The 22,864-nt window shown below is 51.6% G+C and carries 17 protein-coding genes; 8 read left to right on the top strand and 9 right to left on the bottom strand.

What is annotated here, in order from left to right; translation table 11 throughout:
* Nucleotides 1-84: 84 nt before the first annotated feature.
* Together CA13_RS00860 and CA13_RS00855 are read right to left on the bottom strand one after the other, a co-directional pair.
* Nucleotides 85-354 carry a hypothetical protein gene (locus CA13_RS00860; RefSeq protein WP_146393919.1) on the bottom strand — a complete coding sequence of 90 codons (270 nt, stop codon included), beginning with the start codon at nt 352-354 and terminating at the stop codon, nt 85-87.
* Between the two features lie 62 nt (nt 355-416).
* Nucleotides 417-1,718: a hypothetical protein gene (locus CA13_RS00855; protein ID WP_419193780.1), complete on the bottom strand. Its 1,302-nt coding sequence runs from the start codon at nt 1,716-1,718 to the stop codon at nt 417-419.
* Between the two features lie 370 nt (nt 1,719-2,088).
* Between CA13_RS00855 and CA13_RS00850 the strand changes: the two genes are divergently transcribed.
* The 3 genes from CA13_RS00850 (at nt 2,089) to CA13_RS00840 (ending at nt 7,906) form a co-directional block, all read left to right on the top strand.
* Nucleotides 2,089-4,320 (top strand): GH92 family glycosyl hydrolase, encoded by a 2,232-nt coding sequence (locus tag CA13_RS00850; RefSeq protein ID WP_146403274.1) that lies wholly within the window; start codon nt 2,089-2,091, stop codon nt 4,318-4,320.
* A gap of 208 nt (nt 4,321-4,528) precedes the next feature.
* Nucleotides 4,529-5,245, top strand: a complete 717-nt coding sequence (locus CA13_RS00845) for a carboxylesterase family protein (protein WP_146403272.1) — start codon at nt 4,529-4,531, stop codon at nt 5,243-5,245.
* A gap of 54 nt (nt 5,246-5,299) precedes the next feature.
* Nucleotides 5,300-7,906, top strand: a complete 2,607-nt coding sequence (locus tag CA13_RS00840; RefSeq protein ID WP_146393918.1) for a glycoside hydrolase family 38 C-terminal domain-containing protein — start codon at nt 5,300-5,302, stop codon at nt 7,904-7,906.
* Between the two features lie 94 nt (nt 7,907-8,000).
* On the opposite strand, the gene CA13_RS00835 is transcribed toward CA13_RS00840, so the two are convergent.
* The 4 genes from CA13_RS00835 to CA13_RS00820 form a co-directional block, all read right to left on the bottom strand.
* Nucleotides 8,001-8,807 carry a DUF4198 domain-containing protein gene (locus tag CA13_RS00835; RefSeq protein WP_146393916.1) on the bottom strand — a complete coding sequence of 269 codons (807 nt, stop codon included), beginning with the start codon at nt 8,805-8,807 and terminating at the stop codon, nt 8,001-8,003.
* Nucleotides 8,808-8,916: 109 nt separating this feature from the next.
* Nucleotides 8,917-9,441 carry a DUF2271 domain-containing protein gene (locus tag CA13_RS00830; RefSeq protein ID WP_419193779.1) on the bottom strand — a complete coding sequence of 175 codons (525 nt, stop codon included), beginning with the start codon at nt 9,439-9,441 and terminating at the stop codon, nt 8,917-8,919.
* 33 nt (nt 9,442-9,474) lie between these two features.
* The gene (locus tag CA13_RS00825) at nt 9,475-10,131 is read right to left on the bottom strand and encodes a PepSY-associated TM helix domain-containing protein (RefSeq protein ID WP_146393914.1); all 657 of its coding nucleotides are present in this window, start codon (nt 10,129-10,131) and stop codon (nt 9,475-9,477) included.
* Between the two features lie 24 nt (nt 10,132-10,155).
* Complete coding sequence (locus tag CA13_RS00820; RefSeq protein ID WP_146393912.1) at nt 10,156-11,301, bottom strand: DUF1559 domain-containing protein; 1,146 nt, start codon at nt 11,299-11,301, stop codon at nt 10,156-10,158.
* Between the two features lie 262 nt (nt 11,302-11,563).
* Between CA13_RS00820 and hemP the strand changes: the two genes are divergently transcribed.
* A complete protein-coding gene (gene hemP / locus CA13_RS00815; protein ID WP_146393910.1) occupies nt 11,564-11,764 on the top strand; it encodes a hemin uptake protein HemP in 201 nt (66 codons plus the stop codon).
* A gap of 327 nt (nt 11,765-12,091) precedes the next feature.
* Here the strand turns inward: hemP and CA13_RS00810 are convergent, their stop codons facing one another.
* Complete coding sequence (locus CA13_RS00810) at nt 12,092-12,526, bottom strand: DUF2752 domain-containing protein (protein ID WP_146393908.1); 435 nt, start codon at nt 12,524-12,526, stop codon at nt 12,092-12,094.
* A gap of 422 nt (nt 12,527-12,948) precedes the next feature.
* On the opposite strand from CA13_RS00810, the gene CA13_RS00805 reads away from it, so the two are divergent.
* Nucleotides 12,949-13,224 carry an endo-1,4-beta-xylanase gene (locus tag CA13_RS00805; protein WP_419193778.1) on the top strand — a complete coding sequence of 92 codons (276 nt, stop codon included), beginning with the start codon at nt 12,949-12,951 and terminating at the stop codon, nt 13,222-13,224.
* Between the two features lie 136 nt (nt 13,225-13,360).
* Entirely contained in the window at nt 13,361-14,923 is a 1,563-nt protein-coding gene (locus CA13_RS00800) for a PQQ-binding-like beta-propeller repeat protein (RefSeq protein ID WP_146393904.1), read from the top strand.
* Between the two features lie 920 nt (nt 14,924-15,843).
* Here the strand turns inward: CA13_RS00800 and CA13_RS00795 are convergent.
* On the bottom strand, nt 15,844-17,865 hold the full coding sequence (locus CA13_RS00795) for a sulfatase-like hydrolase/transferase (protein ID WP_419193777.1): 2,022 nt from the start codon (nt 17,863-17,865) through the stop codon (nt 15,844-15,846).
* A 459-nt stretch (nt 17,866-18,324) separates the two neighbouring features.
* Between CA13_RS00795 and CA13_RS00790 the strand changes: the two genes are divergently transcribed.
* Together CA13_RS00790 and CA13_RS34460 are read left to right on the top strand one after the other, a co-directional pair.
* Nucleotides 18,325-19,893 (top strand): sulfatase family protein, encoded by a 1,569-nt coding sequence (locus tag CA13_RS00790; RefSeq protein WP_146393900.1) that lies wholly within the window; start codon nt 18,325-18,327, stop codon nt 19,891-19,893.
* 82 nt (nt 19,894-19,975) lie between these two features.
* Entirely contained in the window at nt 19,976-20,152 is a 177-nt protein-coding gene (locus tag CA13_RS34460; protein ID WP_419193776.1) for a hypothetical protein, read from the top strand.
* 548 nt (nt 20,153-20,700) lie between these two features.
* Here the strand turns inward: CA13_RS34460 and CA13_RS00785 are convergent.
* Entirely contained in the window at nt 20,701-22,740 is a 2,040-nt protein-coding gene (locus CA13_RS00785) for an alpha/beta hydrolase (RefSeq protein WP_419193775.1), read from the bottom strand.
* Nucleotides 22,741-22,864 lie beyond the last annotated feature (124 nt).

Raw genomic sequence — 22,864 nt, 5'->3', positions numbered from 1 at the left:
CTTGCCTCCCTGGCAAGAAAAGGCGGGATCGATCGGCACGATGTGCAAACCAGACCGAGTTTTGATTTTCAAGTATTTTGGTCATCAATGATCGGCGGGATCGCCGTATTGTTGATTTGTTGGTCGGGGCGAAGGTGTGATAGCGAGAGAAACTTTGCTCATCAAATCGTCATAGCGATCAAACTCCTCGTGCCAGCTCGTCTTTTCAACTTCGAACGAAACGTAGTCGCCAGCACTCAATGATTCGGCGGCGTGACAATCAACAGTGGTAAGCACGGCCAAGATAACAGCAACAACATGCAAACGCGTGCTGTGCCAGCGATTGAATTGGGATCGCGATATTGTCCGCGGCATTTGACTCCTCTTGGTACATGACGTGTTGAAGTGTATCAAAAAAACGAAGTGGCATTCACAATCTATTGACTCAGAAACAATGTCTTGATCGTTTCTTCCTGTGAGTAACCGACTGGACATTCTGCACTGCGTGTATTCGCCCGATAATTTCCACCCGACTGATTGGGACAGGTAATCATCCTGCTGACAGGCATCTGCAAATGGCCATTCGGATCCGTCTCGCGAATCCAATTGCGTGCATCGATAAGCCACTTGTTGCGGTCATCTTCACCTTGTTGCGCAAACCAGGATATTTCATCCCATCCCCAAACAAAAACCGAATTCAAATCCAACACATTGGGCGTCCTGCTGCGACCAAAATTATCAAATTCGACAAGGTAAGGAAGGCTCTCACAACTCCACCCGCTGGGCGATCGACAGCCTTTGCTGCGTCGATAAATCCCGTCAAGATGGCCAACCTGCAGCTCCCCTTCCAAAGGTCTTCCTTCGATCTCTTTGACCCGAAGTGGAAAGGAGTTGAAGTCCAATAGGCTTACACCATTGACCACCATGCCACCCGTTGGAACATGTGCGTCCAACAATACCATGTGCCGTCTCGCATGAATTTTTGCGTACTTGCGAATTCGAGAAACCAATGTCGACCATTCCGTTAAGTCCGGATCGTGCATTCCCATTAACTGCACTTGGCCAAGATGAAGCGCTTCGCAGCCGAGATGGATGTATCCGCCCGCCAAATAGAAGAACCAAAGTTGGGTTTCAAGTCGCGTAATGTCGGGCACGCTACTGCGTCCCCAATGGTTCACGAATTTTCCCTTTTGACTCAGCATGTCTTCGTACAAGAAGGTTCTCTCTTCCGGACGTAACCCGAACTCTTCGAAAACCCAACCCGGTATGGAAACATGATTGACATCAGGGCTGATCGTCTCAAATAGGCAACCTTGAAAGATGACTTCATCATCATGTGCATGGACGCGTGCAATCAGTTCCTCGGCTTCGCTCCAAAAATCAGAATCGTTTAGTCGCGATTCGCCGTTCCACCGATAGATTGCGCGGCCAATGAATTTGGGCTGGATATTATTTATCATCCGTAAGTCGTCCTCGCGGTAGTCATACTCCCGATTGCCTTCCGTTTTACCGGTTACGAGGAAGTAGGCCATCGTTACGCTGCGATCAAGATAGTTCTCAAGCACTTCGCGAGAAATTTTACCGTCGAAAGCAAATTCCTGTTTCGTTTGCTTGTCTTCCAAAGCAGACTGTGCAGCACTTGTCGCTGCCAGAACAATCCCAGCCACAAAAATCAAGTTCGCTGCAACAAGCCATGGGCGCTGAAGTCTGCGAATATCAAACTTGTTGTTTGTCAACATTTTCTTATCTGGGACAATCGCCACGAATCCTAAAATCAAGTACCAACATCATGACAAGACATGTTATACCTGCGTTGCATCCTGAGAAGCAATCATGCGCAACCGAAACGCAAACCCCCTGCACGCATCGACGAAGGAGTCGATTCAAAGCGTGTTATAAAGCGGACGAATTTTTCCTTCGCTCGCGAGCGTTCGATTTTGCTGTTATAGTCTGATCTTCGAAATCAAACGAGCGACTGCTACGCTTGCCTACCCCTCTGCCATACCGTCCCCCCACCGCAGTGACGTTCTGATCGCTCAAAACCAACCAATGAAAAAGTCAAACCTATCTAGTAGGACCCTCTTGGTAATACTCGCGTTGTTGTTCAAAATGCCAAGCCTCGTTGGTGTGGCAAACGAATCCGCTGAAGCTCCAAGCAAAGAAACGGTCGATTACATCAACCCCATGATCGGTGCGATCACGCTTGGTGGTTATGGTGGACACGGCTTGGGGAAAACTTTTCCTGGTCCGACGACTCCACTCGGAATGGTTCAGCTCAGTCCTGATACGATCACCGGCGGTGACAATGGCCCTGGGTACTCGTCTCACCATGAAACCATCGAAGGCTTCAGCTTTACGCACATGAGTGGAATTGGATGGTACGGTGAGCTTGGAAATTTCCAGGTCATGCCGACCACGGGCCCTCGCCAATTGAACCGTGATCTTGCTAAGTCAGCCTACTCGCACGACCGCGAAACGGCGAAAGCCGGGTACTATAGCGTGATGCTCGATCGCTACAACATTCAGGTCGAACTGACCGCTGCGCCGAGATCCGGCATGATTCGCATGACCTTTCCCGAATCGGGAAATAGCCGGATCCAAATCGACCTGGCACGCCGAATCGGCCAAAAAGAACGTTGGCTCAGCCACGGCAAACAACACGTCGAAGTTGTCGATGACCATACGATTCAGGGTTACATGTATTGCCCGAGAGAAGATGGCGGCTGGGGGCACGGTGACGGAAACGTGACTTACACCGAATACTTTTACGCCCAGTTGAGCAAACCGATAGAACAGTTTGGCGTTTTCGACAAAGACACCGTCTTTGAATCTAAACGCAGCTACGACGGCTCCAACACTGGGTTTTTTATCGATTTCGTCACCGAAAAAGACGAGCCCGTCTTACTCAAGACCGGTGTTTCCTACGTCAGTATCGACGGAGCCAAAGAGAACCTCACTCATGATATTCCCGGCTGGGACTTTGACAAAGTCTACCACGACGCCCGCTCGCTCTGGGCCGATGCCTTGGCGGGAGTTGCCATTGAAGGTGGCAGCGACAAAGAGAAAGAAATCTTCGCAACCGCTTTGTATCACTGTTTCATTGACCCCCGCAGCATATCCGACATCGATGGTTTTTATATCGGAGCGGACAACGAAAAGCACCAAGCGGATGGTTTTATCTATCGTTCGATCTTTAGTGGTTGGGATGTCTTCCGCAGCCAGTTCCCGCTACTGACGATCATTCGTCCCGACGTTGTCAATGATGAAATCAACTCACTGCTGCAAATGGGGATCCTCAGTAAACGCGAATACCTGCCACGCTGGGAACTGCTCAATTCCTATTCCGGTTGCATGCTCGGCAACCCCGCTGTCTCGGTGATTGCCGATGCGTACCACAAAGGAATTCGCAACTACGACATTGATGAAGCATATAAACAGTGCGTTAACTCGGTCGAGAAATTTTCCAACTTTGAAGAGGATCGCGGTTTTACACCCGACATGATTTCACACACTCTCGAATACGCCTACACCGATTGGTGCGTCGGTCGGATGGCGGAAACATTGGGCAAGACCGCAGATGCAAAAAAATACAATCAGCGTGCTCAGGCCTATCACAATATTTGGGATCCCAAGGTCAAATGGTTCCGTGCCAAGAAAGCCAACGGCGATTGGACCGAATGGAAGGGCAAAGAAGTCCATTGGCAAGGCACGATCGAAAGCAACCCTTATCAGCAAGGTTGGTTCGTCCCTCATGACGTCGCAGGCATGATCGAGTTGATGGGGCCAGAGTTCTTTGAACAAGAATTGGAAGCGTTTTTTGACAAGGTGCCCGACGACTTCCTTTGGAATGATTTCTACAACCATCCCAACGAACCATGTCACCATGTCGCATTCCTATTCAACTACATCGGCAAACCGTGGCTGACCCAAAAATGGACTCGCACGATTTGCGACCGAGCTTACGGCACCGGCGTTCGCGGCCTTTGTGGCAACGAAGACGTTGGTCAGATGTCGGCTTGGTATGTCTTCACTGCCATGGGTCTACACCCGGTTTGTCCTGGTGATAATATGTACCAACTTACGAGTCCGGTGTTTGACAAGGTTAGCATTCGGTTGGATCCAAGCTACTACAAGGGCGGCACATTCCATGTCATCGCTCACGACAATTCCCCCGAAAACATCTACATTCAATCGGCCAAACTCAACGGTCAACCGCTGAACCGTCCCTGGATCATGCACGATGAAATCGCCGCCGGCGGCACCCTTGAATTTCAAATGGGCAAGAATCCAAACAAAGCATGGGGCGCAGGCGATATCCCACCTACATCGGCCTCCGATTGAGAGCAACATTCGCGTGAATGCTCAAGACGCGTGAATGCTCATCGCGAGCTGAAATCCGGAAGCTATCCGCGCCTCAATGAATCTTTGGCGAACGCGACGGTGACCGCGATGAATTTTCCCTTCCCAAACCTTCCAATTCAGGATATTCAAACCTATGTTATCCACTTCGCTGCGCCGTTCCCTAATCCTATGCATTGCATCCATCGCTATGTGTTCCAATTCCGCTGCTGATGAGCCGAAGAAAGAAGTCCAAACGAATGGACGTTTTACCCGCACGATCGAAGTGAAACAGGACTTGAAATACCTGTTGTTCCTGCCAAAGGACTACGATCCCGAGCGAGCGGAAGGTTGGCCGATGATTCTTTTTCTGCACGGAGCAGGAGAACGTGGTAATGACCTGTCGCGCGTGAAAGTGCATGGCCCGCCCAAGCAGGCGGAAACCGATCGGGACTTTCCGTTTGTTTTGGTTTCACCTCAATGTCCCGAGGGAAAAACATGGGACGTCTCGGAGCTAAACGGGCTGCTGGATCAAGCGATCACAGAGCATAACATTGACACCAACCGGATCTACCTGACCGGTCTAAGCATGGGCGGTTACGGTACTTGGAGCCTAGGGATTGCCAACCCCGAACGGTTTGCCGCGATTGTTCCGATTTGTGGTGGCGGCGAGCGACTTTCAATTCTGCTTGCAGACGAGGCAAAGAAGGTGATTCTAATGAAGCTTCCCGTTTGGGCATTTCATGGCGGAAAAGATCCGGTAGTGCCAATGGAGGAAACCGAACGCATGATTGACGCACTGGAGCGAATGGGAACGAAAAATGCAAAGCTGACCATTCATCCCGATGCTGGACATGATTCATGGACGCAGACCTACGAGGACCCTGAGTTTTACCCTTGGCTTCTAAAGCAAACACGCTCGCGATGAATAAGGACGACGCTTCCATCGATCTCACATCTGAGATGAACAAAACCTCGCCACATGCCTTCCCCAATAAACATGCTGTCAACGTTTCCTAAACACACGCTGAATGTGTTGATCATGCTTGCGTGTGCCTCTGCTTGGTCCGCGGCCGACGAGCCGAAGACGGCCTACTTTGTGGATGGCTATCATGGTGGTGTCTATGGACACTATCCACCCGGCTACACTGGCTTTCTTGTCGATCAGCTAAAGGCGAATCCGAACTGGAAGATCAATCTTGAGATTGAACCTGAAACGTGGGACGTTGCGAAAGTGTATGAGCCGAAGGCTTATGAAGCTTTTAAGAAAATGATGGAGGATCAATCGGAGGCTGGTCAAATCGAGGTGGTAAATCCTTCTTATGCCCAGAGTTACTTTTTCCAAAGCTCTGGCGAGAGTGCGATTCGACAATTTGATTACGGCATCCGCAAAATGCGTGATCATTTTCCGGGCGTCCGTTACACGACCTACTCATCCGAAGAGCCTTGCTTTACCAGTTGCTTGCCACCCCTACTGAAATCGTTTGGCTTTGATTTCGCCGTACTCAAAAACCCAGACACCTGCTGGGGTGGCTACACGTCTGCCTACGGCGGCGAGCTAGTGAACTGGATCGGGCCCGACGGCACTTCGATCCTGACCGTGCCCCGTTACGCTTGTGAGGAACTTCAATCGGATTCGTCGTGGCAAACGACTGCATTTGAAAACTCACCAAAGTATATCGATGCTTGCTTGAAAGCTGGAATCGCAAACCCGGTCGGAATGTGTTTGCAGGATGCTGGTTGGCGCAACGGCCCTTGGCTTGGCTCAGGACGCAAAGGCGAGGTGACTTCGCACTATGTGAAATGGCGTGACTACATCCGCAATATCACTCAGGCGAAAACGGACGATGATTGGCACTTTTCGCAAGAGGATGTGAAGCCGGGATTGATGTGGGGTGCGCAGGTATTGCAGCGCATCGCACAACAAAGTCGCCGCGCAGAACAACGTCTTATCGTAGCTGAGAAAATGGCGGCGATGAACTTTATCGACCAGCGTCGTCCGCCGATGACGGCTGCCATTGACGAAGCTTGGCACAACGTCCTGCTATCCCAGCATCATGATTGCTGGATCGTGCCTTACAACGGACGGTTGGGAAATACTTGGGCGGATCAGGTTCGACGTTGGACGAATCTCTCGAACGCTGTCAGCAATTTATCGATCAGCCGCTCTCTTGAATCACTACTTGATACCGACGGAAAACGCAGCGGACGTTTTGTTCGGCTATTTAATCCAACCGCGGAATCGATCGATGCTGTCGTGCCTGTGCCAATCCAAAAAAACGACAAACGGTCACGCTTTGTCTCGCTCGCTGACGATGGACGACGATTTTCAACACAGGTCATCGCGTCGGGTTCGCCAAGTCAAAATGCGCTGCTTATCCGTGGCAAAGTGCCGCCGATGGGGTACACAACGGTTGAACTACGAGATGACGTCAAGGCCACCGAGAACGCCGTTACCACCCGAGCCAGCGATGATGCGGTTGTCATCGAGAGTGATTTGTACCGCATCGAGTTTGATCTTGCTCACGGCGGAACCATCCGTAGCCTGGTTGCAAAAACGCTTGCAGATCGCGAGTTTGTTGATACCAAGAACAAGCATCGCTTCAACGAACTAAGCGGTTACTTTTTTGAACAAGGTGAGTTTCAATCGAGTGCGGACCAGCCAGCACAGGTTCGGATTATTGAAGATGGCCCGCTACGAGCAGTGGTCGAATTTTCAGGGACCATCGCGGACAACCCTTTTGTGCAACGTGTATCGGTAACCCAAGGTTCGCCTACGATTGATTGCTCGGTTCGAATTGATTGGCTAGGAAATCCACGCATCGGGGAGTTCGAAGACAAAAACGGCTACAAGAATCGCCGTCGCGCCGCTTACGACGACCGGTTCAAATTGCTCACGCTCTTTCCAGTCAATCTCAATAATCAGAAAGTCGCTAAAAACGCAGCGTTCGATGTCTGTGAAAGCAAACTCACCGACACATTCTACAATTCATGGGAAGACATCAAGCACAACGTCATTCTCGATTGGGTCGATGTTGCCGACGGTTCAGGCGACTACGGTTTGGCAATGCTAAGCGATCACACCACCAGCTACACGCACGGACCGAATTTCCCGCTTGGGTTGACGATTCAATATGCGGGCAAAGGATTGTGGGGACGCGACTACCGAGTCGAAGGCCCCACGGAAGTGCGTTATGCTTTGATGCCCCACGCAGGCCATTGGGACAAGGCACGCGTGCCAGCGGTTGCTGCGAGTTGGCAGCAACCGGTGATCGGTGAAATGTCACGCGGTGCTGCGAAGCGCGTTCGCAGCTTGATCGATCCAGGCGACTCGGGCTGGGAAGTGCCAGCGATGTTCGTACGTGAAGGAACGCTAATTGTGCGATTGTTTAACGCCAGTGGCGATGACTCGCCGCAAGATTTGAAGATCGGTTTTCACGCTGAAAAAATTGAACTCGTCGAACTCGACGGCCGTGTCATTGAGCAGTTGGAACCTGAATTCGATTCTGCTAATCAACAATTGCTTCGCCTGCAAATCCCCCGATTTGGTATTCGCACAATTCAATTCAGCAAGGCACGGAAACGGTAGCCTTTGCTCGCATGACAGCAGCGTTCGATGAAAAGGTCGAATCGAAGATTGCTTCGTGTTCGGCACAACGCACAAAGGGGCCACTGCAACGTGATCACTGGGGCAGTACTTCCAGCGTCGCAGCGTAGCTCAGTCGACGAGTCTGTGCATCGGGGATCTTCGTCTCGTTGTCCTCGGTCCTGGTTTCAAGCCAGTACATCCCTGGCTCGGTCCACTGGACCGTGAACTCTCCGTTTTCATCCGTTGTAAACTGCATCTCCTCTTGTGTATCGCGGTAGCGAGTTCCGCCTCGAATGATCGTGATCTCTAAGCCTTGCATCGGCTTGCCATTGACTACGAAACGAAAGCCGCTTTTCTCGCCCGTGTACAGGTCATTCGGATGCGTTAGCGGAAAAAGCTCAACGCCCTTACCGGTTGGCTGAATTGATTCATTGGACGGTTCGCCGTTGGTTACAAAAGTCTCGACACGCCCCACGCTTTCGGTCACTTGCACATGCGTTGCATCCGACGGAATCTCGTGCTGCAACGACTCCGACGTACCGCGAAAACGTTTTCGTTCACCGCTCTGTTCCCAACTAGCGAAGACACCATGATTGACCACGGCGATACGGTAGGTTCCTTGCTGAGTGAGAGGCAAATCGAAAACACTTCGGTATTTTCCGACCGACTGATTTTGCGTTTCGACTTCGTTTCCATTAGGAGCAATGATTTGCAATCCATCTAGTTTTAAGGGAAAGTGGTTGAAGAAAAATAAATCGTTTGAGACAGCGGCGTCGACGGTCACCCACGGTTCGGAACCCGAGAGTGTGGTTTGTGAGGGACGTAGCCAAACCTTGTGCGCAGAACCTGTTTTAGGAACGAGGCAAACGAGTAGTAGTATTGATAGAGAGAAGCGAATCATGAGTGTCTTCGAGAAAGAGTGTGATAGTTAAATAGCGTAAACTTCCAGCCTGTGTGGCACGGAATTGCAGGCAGGAAGCTTATGCCACTGGTTGCCTGCATTGTGTAAATCATTTTGCGTTGAGCGTAACTTCGCCAAGCTCATTCTTGCCTTTGGCTTTCAGCGATTTACTTTGACCGAGGGGCCAGGTGAATGGAATTTCGACAAGTTCCCGTCCGCCCACTTCCCGAGCCGCCTCTACCACCAAGCTGTACTTTCCGGCGGGCAGATCGACCAAGCGTGAATCCGTGATTGCGAACGACAACTTGTGTGTGCCGGCCGGGCGTGTTGCCCCTGAAACACCGTCCACCGGCATTTCGAGACTTCGTCCTGTCCGACGCCACCACTGGCGAAGATCGGGAAGCCACTTGGTTCCGGCGTCCTTGCGCGATCCCGTTATCTGATACCAAACGGCCAAGCTCGCGACGGCATTTCGGTCCTCGTCCTGAATCCAAACCGCAACATACGGCCGGTGATATTCCGAGACGTCTAAGTGTCGTATCTCGATGGTTGTCTCAAGGGTGGAGGGTATATCCTCGGCCCATCCGACGCTGGATAGCGTGAGGCAAAGCATCGCGGTCGTTAGTGGTTTCATAGCTGGCTTTTTCCAATCTCAAAATTGTTGTGGTTAGTGAATTAGCAGGATGACCACTAGCAACGGGGCGACCAATCCGAGGGCCACCAATGGCCAAGTCATGTGGCGGCGTTTAGCATGCTTGGCCAATAACAGGAGACCAGTCAGGCAGAAGACCAATGTTGCTACTGCAAACAAATCAAGAAACCATTTCCAGGTCTCGCCCGTGTTGCGGCCCTTATGTAAGTCGTTGAGGTACGAAACCCATCCACGACGAGTTTGTTCATACTCGACGTTCCCGCTTTCAAGATCAATTGCAAGCCAAGCATCACTGCCTGGACCAGGAATCGAAACATACACCTCGTGCTCGGACCATTCGACATTTCTCGCGCCAATTGATCTTGAAAACTGAACGCGGAGCCAAGACGTCACGTCATCATGCAACGCCGCTGTGCCCTCGTGTTTCTGAGTACTGATAAGCGTTTGTAGCTCTTGCGGCAGCTCCGTAGTGAACGTTTCGGTCACAGGTTTCGACTCAATTTGCGACGCATGGTTGAGTGTGATTCCCGTGATTGCGAACAGTAGCATGCCAACAAGACTGATCGCGGAACTGATCCAGTGCCACGCGATGATCGTGCGCGTCCAAGACGCCCGCCGCTTGGGCTTGACCCTTGAATTTGTTGATAAATCGGCTGATCGCTCGTTGGTCATGACTACTAAGTTTGGGGATGAGGCCTACTTCGACGATACGGTTTCAACTTCACGTCCCATGCGCGTCCAGCTTGCATGCCAAACTTCACGGTCGATCGAATCCGTCACATTTCGTACGCTGCCGTCGGCCAATAGAACCTTCGCCGCACCGGTGTGATAGCTTCGTGCAGCGGTCACCTTGGACGACTTGTATTTCAAGTCAGGGATATGACTGTTGGGCGTTAAAAAACCGTTCATCACTGGGCCGTTGGGCACACTACCGCGAAGCCAAAAGTGATTACGATCGCCCGTCCAACCTGTCACAAATGATTCGACAGACAAATAGTCATTGGCTGAGACCGCAGAAATCACGGGTGCGCCCACCGATGACGCAGAGGCTCGATAGCCACGCACATCCATCTTCGGTGACACCGAGTTAACGTTGACGCCAAGACCAATCGTGCTTTCAGCAAATATGATCGTATTGCTGGTACCATCGAGTATGTCCCGGAACTTGACTGTCGCGCCGATCCAGCACAACCCATCTGATGGTCCTCGACCCGGATGAAATACTCCGTCCAAACCACTGCCTTGGTTCATAGCGTAGCTCGTGCCAGCAACCTGAATCGATGCACCCGATGGCATCGTTAGTGAATGCAATTCCGCACCAACGTCACTGGGGCATTCAAAAGTCGCGACCCGGGTTTGGGCAGCGTCGTGAAGTCCCACAGGCAAATCAGCAAATGCGGGATGCCCCATGTAGATATCGAAGTCAATCAGGTCTTGCAGTTGAGCCTGTTCAAGGAACGGCAAGATTTTTGCGTGGGGTGAATAGTCACTGGGGTATCCACCGGGCCATGAGTATCCATTGTTGGGAAATGACTCGTTATATGCCGACGCATAGTTATGTATCGCCAACCCGATTTGCTTCAGGTTGTTGCCGCACTGCATCGAACGCGCAGCTTCGCGTGCCGATTGGACTGCCGGTAAAAGAAGCCCGACCAGAACGCCGATGATCGCAATGACCACCAGCAGTTCGACGAGCGTAAACGCACGCCGACAAGCTTTGTTTGACCGCTCGGGTTTGTTCCACGGATCGGGTAACGTGCTGCGGTTCGCAGTGAAACGCCACCCGTTAGGCACGCGGTGACAAGAGGAAGGATCGGACAGACAGACAGACAATGGAAACATGGGAACTCTCCAGCCAAAGGCTCATGTGGAATGGATCACGCCCAAGAGCATCGTTGAGTCACCACCGTGGTAACTCTGTTTCTTGGGTGTGGATCGAGCGTGGCTGGCTAGAGGGCAATGAACAGCCCGTGGCTTGCTGCGTCGTCGAAATACTATCGCTACTGCGAATCGTTCTCAACAAGTATTGCGTCGGGACGTATTTTACGCAACAATACCTGCGTAAAAACACAGGAAGACGTAAGGTATTACTGAGCAAGGATTTATGCATCACCGAGACAACCGTTCCGTCGAAAAACTGAAAAAAAAAGGCAACTCGGAAGAGTCCGCCATACGTCGAATTGAATCGAAAATCGTCCATTTCAATGACTTGGCTCGATGTGGAGAGGAGGTTTGGATCGAGCACGAAGGCCAGCTCTACCGACTGCGTTTGACCCGCCAAGGCAAGCTGATCTTGACCAAGTGATCAGTTCGCACTTTTTCGCCATATGCCTTTCGCTGTGTCGGGGAACGATGCCTCAATCTAGCGGCGGAACTAACACGGCCGCGCATTCAACCGAAGCGTTCAGAGTTTAACGCGAAGTGCTCGCTCGGTTACTCGGGGCAGCTCTCGGCCATCGACTTGTGAGCGATCGTGCGAGTGTTTCAAACCAGCGTGACAAGAAGCCCGAACTCCGCTGCAAGTTCCGCGGACGGAGTGAACGGTGTCGGGGCGCCGCCCATCGATTACGCCAATCCGATGCTCCCCTCGTTCGCCAATTGCGACAAACAATCCGATTAAGGCTGGAAACACTTACCAAGGATAAAACATCAACTGGTAGGCCCAAGCAATCCCTAGCAAGGTCAGCCAAACAGGCAGGTAAAAATTCGGCAACCGAAATTGGTGGGGCGGTCTTTGACGACACACGACAACATGCACGGTTGTAGTCGCGGTCAAAGCGGTAATCGGAAGCGCGAACGGATTGAAGCGTAACGCGAGACCCAAATCGCCATGCAGCAACGCCAACATACTACGTGTGCCACCAGTGGTCGCACACGGCATCCCCGTGGCCGCGAAAAATATCGATCGAGGAATCTGGCCCCCAATCGCAATCTCCCAAACATTCCATCCGAGATAACCGGCTAGAGAGATGTAAGCAAGCCAGCGAAGCATTGCGTTGGCCCGAGCCTTCATCACATACCCTTTGGATTCCCCTTCATCGAATCGACGACGAACGGAATCCAACACAGAGGAAGGCAGAGTAGGACCAGAATTATGAATACGATCAATCCAGTCTGATTCAAACCTAGCGCGACAGCTTCACCTTGTGGCATCTCAATACTCCAATGCAACCGAGTGCGAGTTAAGAAACGAGTGTCATCATGTAAGCAGGCTGGTAACTTATCCCAAGCGGGCGCCAAAAACGCGAAAAAATGTATTAAAATGCCAACAATATCGAATTGAACCAGAGAAACTTGGCGAAAATCAGTTTTCGGAAAGACCACAGCGACGATTATCTGAGCACTTCTCAACGACTTTCATCGGAGATTTTGCTATTGCCACCCATGAATAACCCTCACTTGAAAGGCAGTAGGTGATACGGCCCACCGCTACTTGGATCGCACCGTTGATACAACCGTTGAAGGTCATTCGGGTCGATGGAGAGCGTCTTGCCATATCCATCCCGTATCCGTTCTCCCCGCGAGAATGGCTACAGCTTTGAGACGGCCGATGCATTGGTCGAGTTTGCGACCGGAAATGACATGGCTTTAGCGGGACATACATTGGTGTGGCACTCGCAGACTCCTAATTGGGTTCTTGATGGCACGCATCTACCGCCGGGAACATCCGATGCATTGGCAAACAATGAGGCCCAAGCCAGCTTGGGGATTAGACGGAACGCCGAGTGGAAACCGTTTTGGAGGCCAACGTGGATTTGGTGCTGACATTAGCTTGAATGTTCAAGCCAACTGGAACCCGATTTCCGTCGGACGGATCGCGTGAAGCGTTGCATTGGGTGGGGCATTGGAAGATGATATTGGCAAGTTCAATATTATCTCCAATTAGAATGGGCCCGGCGATATGCCAAACGCAAAGATCGAGATCCGTTGGCGAATAGTTGTTTGCTGTTTCGTTTTTGTCTCTCTTGCAACCTTCGCCAACGGTCAGCAATATCTGTCTGACTTTCGCATTTGGACGACCGCCCAGGGACGTTCCTCCGATGTAAGACTGCGACTTATCGAACGCACCGCGACGTTGGTCAAGCTACAACGTGAAGATGACTCGAAGATCGCGACCTTGGCGATCAAGACTTTGAGCAAGGAAGACCAAGCGTTCTTAAAATCGTTGAGCATGGCGGATTCAGTGAGCTCGCCCAAATCAACGACGCCGAAATCAGAATCCATGCAATCGGCAAGTGGGCTAGATTCGGATTCAAAGCTCGAAGAGTGGCCGGGATGGCGAGGTGTTGCCCGTGATGGAATGAGTCTTTGCACGGGGCTGTTGAAACAGTGGCCTGATGGGGGGCCAAAATTGTTGTGGACCATCCAAGGATTAGGCGAGGGCTATTCGAGTCCATCGGTGGTGGAGGATCAAATTTTTGTTTTGGGAACCAAGGGCAATCAAGAAGTTCTGTTCTGCCTACAACGTGAAGACGGAGAACCACTTTGGCAAGCCACGATGGGCCAAAACTCCGGTGGCGGTGGATACCCCGGTCCACGCAGCACACCCACAATTGATGAAAACCTCGCTTACGCCATCGGTAGCGACGGAACTTTGGTTTGCGTCGATATCAAGAACGGCTCAACTCGGTGGAGGAAAAATTTGCATCAAGATTTTGGTGGACGGTGTGGACATTGGTCCTATGCTGAATCGCCCCTGGTCGATGCGAATCGTTTGATTTTCACGCCAGGTGGAAACCGTAGCACGGTTGCAGCGGTCAACAAACTAAATGGCAACACACTATGGATCGGTTCTGCTGCGGAATTGAGCAACGGCGACGATTCAGACAACAGCTATACGACCGCCGCGTACTCCTCACCGATTGTCGAAGAAGTCGACTCGGTCCGACAATCGATCCACTTTTTACGCGGCGGTTTGGTCGCTTTTTCCGTCGAAGATGGAACGCCACTATGGCATTACGACGCGCCCGCGAATGATACTGCGAATTGCCCAACGCCCGTGTTTGCAGACCGTTCCGTCTTTGCTGCCAGCGGTTACGGAACCGGAGGAGGAAAAGCCACCGTTACCCGTCGAGGGCGAGTTTGGAATGTGGAAGAGCAGTTTTTTGTTTCAAGGTTCACGAATCACCATGGCGGCTTTGTTCTCTACAACGGGTTCCTCTATGGTGCAAACGACTCGACGCTGTTGTGTGTCGATTGGGACTCAGGCGAAATCCGTTGGCAACATCGCTGTGTCGGCAAAGGTTCCGTCTCATTGGCCGACGGCATGCTCTATGTACGCAGTGAGCGCGGACCAATAGCACTTGTGGAGGCTACCCCCGAAGCATATCGATTATTAGGCCAATTTGATCAGCCCCAGCGAAGTGACAAACAGGCTTGGCCGCACCCTGTAATTGCTCACGGAAAACTCTATCTGCGCGACTGGGACCGGATGTTTTGCTATGACTTAAAATCGGACGATTGAACTCGTTCAGCTACCGTTGCATGCTCCCCGAACAAACCATACTCGACAATTGGTCATTGTTGGGAAAGCGATGAAGCAAAACCGAATACGATGTTCGTCTAGGCGTGCAGTTGTGTCTTGCTCGCAATGAATCCCTTTGGCCTCGCAGTGTTAGCAGAGAAATAGAACCGATCGACTACGCCGACTTACGCAGAAACCATGGCCACACGGATTTACAGAGGCATCAACGTGGCTGTCTCTCAGCCTGAGGGAGGCTCGCCAGCGTGGGTGTGGTATGATCCCGCTCAGGATGACGCCATCAAAGCAGCGAGGTCTCCAAAGCATTCGCTTCTTCATCGGCGCCGGACGAGACGGCACGACTTACAGGGCCTTCATTCAGGGTGCGTTCGCTCGAGATCTCGCTGATGGCTACCATCGAAACGGCAAGCCTAGTTTGTTGGCTAAACTCTGAACGTACGCAGGAAGTCGGACGAGAACGGATTCGAACCGAACGACGGTGTGTCGTATGACGAAACGCTCGCCGATCTGTACAAGCCCCCGGTTGCATCGGTTTTCATCTCTGCGGCGTCTCCCAACGCAACAAGGCTCGGCGGCGCGGGCTGCTTGATGAAACGGAAAAACCCGATGCGAAACAAGTAAACCTGATGAAGGCCGCCAACGAAACAATCAGCGGATGGATGAATGAGCAGTTTGACGAGGATTAGCAGAACAAATGCCGAAAAGAGTCTTGGCTGACAGAGAGTCTCGGCTGACAAGGAACCTGTCAATCATGTAGATCTTGCCTGACCTTCAGAAAGTCGCGACAAGCCGTTTAACCTCCGACGAATCGAAAGGTGAAGAGCATTTACCCCGGATGCTCTGACGCACTTGGGGGTGAATGTCGCTACGCCGACTAGTATTATCGGCCAGTCGGTTTCGAGTCACCAACCTTGGATTTCGCCGATACGCCCTAGGATACCGATGCCGTAACGTCCCTGACGGTTGCCGCCTTGGTCTAAGTATTTCTTAATCAGAGGCAATGCGGGTTCGCCCATCCAATCCAGCACGTTATGCAACATTGTTTCGTTCGTGCTACCTTGAAACAACAGATTGTTCAAACACGCTAACGCTTCGGTGTCGTCGCCCAAGTTCACTAGCGTCCAGGCCGCAATCATACGCACCTCGTGTGATTCATCCTGAAGCGATTGCTTTAACTCCGCTTTCGCTGATGATGCATCCGGTCCGAGTAGATGCATTCCCACGACCGCCCACCATCGCATGCCCTCGTCGGAATCGGAAAGCTGTTTGGTAAAGGTAGCAAGATTCGATTTGTCTCGGGCGAGAGCCAAATCAGACGCGTCCAAGTACCTTTCAAGCGGATAAAGAGCTTTGTCGCGAACCATTTCATAAATTGTCACATTGTTCGCTGCAGCACGCCGTTCACGCATTTTTTCCGGCAGCAAACCACTGTCATGCAATTCCAGTTGCTTCGCGCGTAGCGCCGCTTTCAAATCTGCGATTTTGCTTTGCTGCTCAGGTGCATCGATCAAATTGTGGACGTTGTCGAAATCGGCTTCGTTGTCGTAAAACTCCTCCGAAACACGTGGCCGGAAAAAACGGCCGGTGATCTCGTTCGTTTTTCCTTCACGATGATGCTGCTCCCACGCGGCGGTTGCTTGAGCCTTCCATAAATACGCCAAATGCTGACCGGCCGGAGCGTACGGCATGTAGTTCTTGTGATAGGCATATCGCTCGTCACGAATCATGCGGACATTATCAAGACGTTCGTCAGCCCGTTCGCGGAAACTGAGGTGATACTGCGGCGCAAGTTTCGCGTCGCTGCCCAAAAAGATCGTTCCTTGGAACGTCTCAGGAATGTTCGCTCCCGCCAAGCTAAGCCAAGTCTTGGGCATATCAACAAAACTGACGATCCGGTCAACCGTCATGCCAGGTTCGGCTGCTGGATAAAGCTCTTTGTACTTTTCGGGAATTCGAATCACTAGCGGACAATGCACGCCACTGGCGTAAACAAATCGCTTACTACGCGCCATCACGCCGCCATGATCCGAGTTGTAAATGATGATCGTGTCGTCATACAAACCGTCGGCTTTCAAGGCGTCGAGAGTCTCCTTGACTTTGCCGTCCATTCGCTCAACTGCCTCTGCATACTTTGCATAGTTCTTTCGGATGATCGGCAAATCGGGATGATACGAAAACAGTTTCATCGTTGCGGGATCTTTGGTCACTTCGTCCAGCGAACCATGAGCGCGGCTTTCGTGACTATCGACGATGTTCACGATCGAAAAGAAGGGTTGGTTCGGCTTTCTAAGCCGCCAACCAAATTTTTTCTTGCCTCCTGGATAGTCCCAACATTCTTTGTCTTCGCGACCACCAATGTTGTAGTCCGTCTTACTTTCGTTTGAAGTGTAGTAACCGGCTGCCTTGAGCAGATCGGGGTAGTACTTGATTTTGTCGTGCGGAATATCATTCCGGCTTCGCATCGGCTGAGTGCCATTGGAGATGCCGTACATACCGGTGATCCAACATGATCGCGTCGGAGCACACACAGCAGCATTGTCAAAACAGTGCAAGTAACGAAAGCCTTCATCTGCCAGCTGGTCAATCGCCGGTGTTTGAGCATTTGTGCCACCGTAGCAACTGACCCAAGAAACACCATTATCCTCGCTGGTGATCCATAGGATATTGGGTTGAATCTCAGAGGCGCTTGATTTATGGCGTGCCGTAAACGCCAAAGCGACGACGAGCAGAAAACGAAACAAATTTCGAAAGGTGTAACGCATAGTAGGTTGGACGAAGCAGAAAGGAAGTGAAAAACCAGCATCGGTTGGCTGAATCAAGACCATTGTAGCAGCAGTCAAACCAGCGATGGTGAATCGAGTCAATAAGAAACAGAAACCAATCAGGTGCTGAATTGAATCTCTACCGCGGTGTTTTTTCGCCACTCTATTTGGCAAAGGCCAGTAACGGTTGCCGTTGATCGTCGGCGTGTTTGACAGGTTTTGCCATATTGGATTTGGCAAACCGTTTGATGCCCATGCGATCCTTCTCAAGCAACGCTTGGATTTCTGATGAACCCGATGGTAGTGGCAACCCGTTAGGCGTCGTGAAAGAACGAATCGTGCCGGAAAAAGAACATCTCGCACAGAGAACTCCGTTGCAATTCACTTTGAAAAGCGCAAACAAGTCAACGTGGCGACTCTTTGGTATAGTCCTGTTTGAACATTCGGCACCATTGGCGCAAATCCACGCAACGCGTTTGTTACAACTATTTTGAAACGCCCCTAAATGGAGAGGCCCTGCACCGTGAAGGAGCGTTTCTGGCTACCGGCGGGTGACGGGATTATTTCATTTCGACACATCCTGCGGTCCGCTATCTTAGAAATTTCGAAGCGAGGTAACTTATGAACCAAGTCACAGCACAACTCATTGGCCTTGTCGCCAGCATCGCCCTATCCCTTTCAGCATGCGCAGACGTTGTCCCTGTTCCCGAGTCTGTCGATGCAGAAAAGATCGAGGGAGCGAAGCCTCGGAACGTTGTTTTTATTCTCTCGGACGATCATCGCTACGATGCGATGAGTTTCATGGGCCACCCCTTCGCGAAGACGCCACACATGGATGCGATGGCTCGTCATGGCGCGCATCTAAAAAATGCGTTTGTTACCACTTCACTCTGCTCGCCCAGCCGTGCTTCGATCTTGACCGGCCTGTACACATTTCGTCACCGAGTGATCGACAATCAGCGTTTGGTTCCTGAGGGCACGTTGTTCTTCCCGCAATATCTACAAAAGGCTGGATACACCACCGGGTTCATCGGTAAGTGGCACATGGGGGCGGCAAGCGATGATCCTCGCCCTGGCTTCGACTACTGGGTTAGCTTCAAAGGTCAGGGACAGTACTATCCGCCGAACGACAAGTACACGATTAACGATAACGGCAAGCGAGTGCCGCAGGATGATTACATCACCACGCTTCTGACACGACGAGCGATCGATTTTCTTGAGCAACAAACCGACCGCGAGAAACCTTTCTTTCTCTATCTTTCCCACAAAGCGGTGCACGGTCCCTTTACACCGGAGCCTAAATACAAAGGCACGCTGACGGACTATCCGTACGAATTTCCGTCATCGAGCAAATTGCTAACCAACAATCACCTCAATCGGCCTCGTTGGTTGCTCGACCAACGTAATAGTTGGCACGGCATGGACTTTCCATTGCACACCGATACAAGTGCCGAGACGTTCTACAAGAGTTACTGCGAAGCTTTGCGCAGTGTCGATGACAGCATCGGCGCGGTGATGGATCAGCTACGAAAAATGGGGATCGATGATGACACGCTAGTCATCTACATGGGCGACAACGGCTACATGTTTGGTGAGCACGGATTGATCGACAAACGGGTGGCGTACGAAACATCAAGTCGAGTGCCGATGCTGATGCAGTGTCCCGCGATTGTGCAAGGCGGAACGGTGGTGGACCAAGTCGTGGCCAACATCGACATCGCTCCGACGGTGATGGAGGCGATGGGACTGAAGAAACCGCCGCACATGGACGGACAGAGCTTCCTTCCGCTGGCTCAGGGCACGTCAATTCCATGGCGAAACTATTTCCTCTACGTCTACTACTGGGAACAAAACTATCCGCAAACGCCGACACACTTTTCATTGCGGGGTGACAAGTACAAGTACACCACCTATTACGGACTTTGGGATACGGATGAGTTGTTCGACATCCAAGCGGATCCAATGGAGCAAAACAATCTTATTCACGACCCGGCGTTTGCAAAGACAAAGAAACAAATGCAGAATCAGCTTTATGCGATGATGGAGGAGCTGGGCGGCATGGAGATTCCCTTGAATCCACCACGTGGCCGTCAGCAAAACAAACGACTGCGCGATCGTGGCGGCGTGAAGGCGACCGATTTCCCCGAAGCATTGATCGTCGACGAACCACTTCGGAAGGAACTCAAGTAAACGAGGTGCGCCGGTTCCCACCGGTATCGGTAACGACTTGTGGTCGCACGGAACCAACCGTACTTTAAGAGAAGCAGCACAAATGAGGCAATCGACGACGACGATGAGTTACCTGCTTCTCACCAAGATCTTGGCGTTGAATTCCATCGTGGCTTCGGCAGAATCAAGCGTGCCGTTTCGTAGCCAGATTGCGTTGGTTCCCTCGACGACGTCTACTCAAATAGAAATCGCCAAAATTGACATTTCTCGTGTCGTGTAAATCCCTAGCCAAGTTGGGCAAGTTCTTTCCAAACTTGCCTGCTTAAGTGGTTATTAGGGAATGGTCATCACTCGCGTCTTAAGCCGTCACAGCCCCCTTTTCCTGCTGACTCGTTCCAACCGAATATCGCTAGTTGTCATCTCGCAACTAGCTAGTAGGCGCAAGCTGTCACCGAGGCGGATCGTACCGCGTTGGAAGCGGTATTTGCGTGGTCCACCGTCGGTCCAATAGAGCGTGATGTCTTGGTAGCGGTGGTGGTTTTCTTCGTAGCCATGTTTGTGTTCCCGTAGTTGGGCGTTTCGGTTTTTCCGCGTTGGCCACCGTGGCGGGCGGGGCCACACAGTTACCTCTGTCTCGAAAACACATCCAGCGCTGTTCCGGAGTAATTCAGAAACCTTTTTAGTGTGCCTAAAAACGCGGGGACCGTTGGCCAACGGTTAAAAGAAATGCCCGCAACAAGGCCGCACAAAGGCGACGTCGCGGGCGTGTTGGCTGCCTGGGCAGGTCGATGGGTTGGCGTGGCGAACAACGCGTCGAAGGCCAAAGTGCTAGGCAAGCGGCAATGACCAAAACGGCAAATTGGTTTTCGAGTCTGTCTCACGAATTGTTCTCGGTCGTTCGTCTGGGTTGCTGCCATAACGAATCAAGTTAAACAAATCGGAGAGCAGTGGTGAAGCCTCAGTAACGTAGTCGTGCCCCAACAACTCCGAGATTGCAAATCCTTCAGCCAGTACGGTATCGACGCCATCGAAACATTGAATAGGTGGAGCTAAGCCAAGCCGTGGATAGTCGTGAATACGTGCAGAGAGGTGAACGGCTAGATCGCCGCGAGACGTATAAGCCGTTAGTCGTTGTCCGAGGGTCTCAATCGATGGAAGCGACTGAGCAAAGAGATCAACATCGATGTCTGCAGCTGCAAAAACGAGCTGTCCAAGCTGCCCTGGCGGTTTCTCCATGAGAGCCAATTTTTCAAAGACCCGAACGGCCAGCCGGTTTCCCATGCTGTGCGATACGATGTGCAACGGTATGTCTGGGAACGTTTCTAGAAGTTCAATGACGAACGACAGGCAGTACGTCACACTTGTTTCAATTGTTGCCTCGTCTGCGGGATAGCCTTTCAGTGAACCCTTGGCGGGCCAACTGTAGAAGAACGTGGCACCTGGCAACTTAAGATCGAACCCGAGCTGCGCAGATCGCAGAGCGGCATCTTCAAACGAGTTCTTGAAACCATGCAAGAACAGTAGGTTGTGCTTATCTTGTTCAAATTTCTTCGTCAGCTGCCTAGCGAACAATCGCATTTCTTCAGCATTCAATGGTTGCGTTGTGACGATCCGTTTCTCGTCGCTGGCTGCCTTCTTGAAGAACGGGATCCAGCCTCGTCCGACGGATCCGAATTTGTGTGTCGCAGGAATCTCGACTAAGCAGTGTCCACGGTGGAGTTCGTAGTCTCGTTCGTTTGTAAACCCTTTCGACAAATCAGCAGCGTCTACTGGCTTGCGATTCGTGCCAAAGAAAACCGTGTACTGCCTTGGATCACGCAGTGGCTGTTCATCTCTCGGCCGAAGCTTTTCAAGAATCGACTCCGGACGAACAGGTTTCCAATTGCGAGGGGGCGGTGGCGGTGCATTCGCTATGCCGAACATCGACGCCCACCGCACGTCCGCGTCAACTAAGTTGACGCCAAACATTCTTGCAACGGCTGACGCACCATCTATTGCGTAGTCCTCGGTGTCGGCGAAACTAACAACTAAGCGAACCTCAAGCTTTGTTTGATGACTCAGACGCTGGACAAGCCGGCAGAGTTCTATCGCATAACCCTTGCCGCGTGCCTCAGGGCGTACAAAGAATTCGTCAACATCAAGGAAACCGTTCCTCCGAATACAAAATGCCCATGCCAAGTATTCATCGTTATCGGCGTCGACGATCTCTACACAATGAACACCCTCTCCATATCGATCCCCCAGTTTCCAGCCTCGTGAAACAACACCCGTATCACCGTTAGCAGGAACAGACACCGCATGTGTCGTAATATTCCAAGCGGAAACGATGGATCGATCCCAATTCTCGATAGGGAGAGATCCTAATCCATCATCGCCCCACTCGTGTCCCCAAGAGTTCGGGAAGACGAACCGACGACTCGCGGGATCATAATGCAGCAACGGAAATGCATGAGAAGTTGAAAAGTCAGGGCTTGGACCAAGCACGGGTATCTCGCCTTTCGGCGGATCATACCAATCTTCGTTGATCTCGCATGCAAATCGCACTTCTCGCATGCGTTGCAATTGCTGGATCGCATGAGTCGAAGACTCGATTCGATGGTATGAGAGGAGTCGGAACCATCGTGCCTCCTTCCAGACCGCTTCTTCGACCTCCGCATAAGGTTTGCCGGTTGGATGCAAGTCTCGCGTGACATTGCCGAACATTCGTTCGCTACGCCAATGTGAAATCCCCCAAACTCCGCTAATCGAATCTGGACTGCGTTGCTCTAGCATATGAGCGTGCTGGTAAGGCAAATTGCTCAAATGGCTATCTGTGTCGTGTCGGCTAAACAACTCAGGTGCGATTGTCAGATCGACGTTGCGACGCACAGTACCGGGGTTCCCAAATACTGGACAACTCCAAAGATACTGAAGCGTATGTGATGCGACTCCCTTTTTCCGACGTCTCAATTTTCACCCTGCTGTGTGAACACTCGGTTAGACAAAACTGTTC

The organism is Novipirellula herctigrandis (assembly GCA_007859835.1).
GTDB lineage: Bacteria > Planctomycetota > Planctomycetia > Pirellulales > Pirellulaceae > Novipirellula_A > Novipirellula_A herctigrandis.
This window is presented reverse-complemented; position numbering and strand designations above follow the sequence as displayed.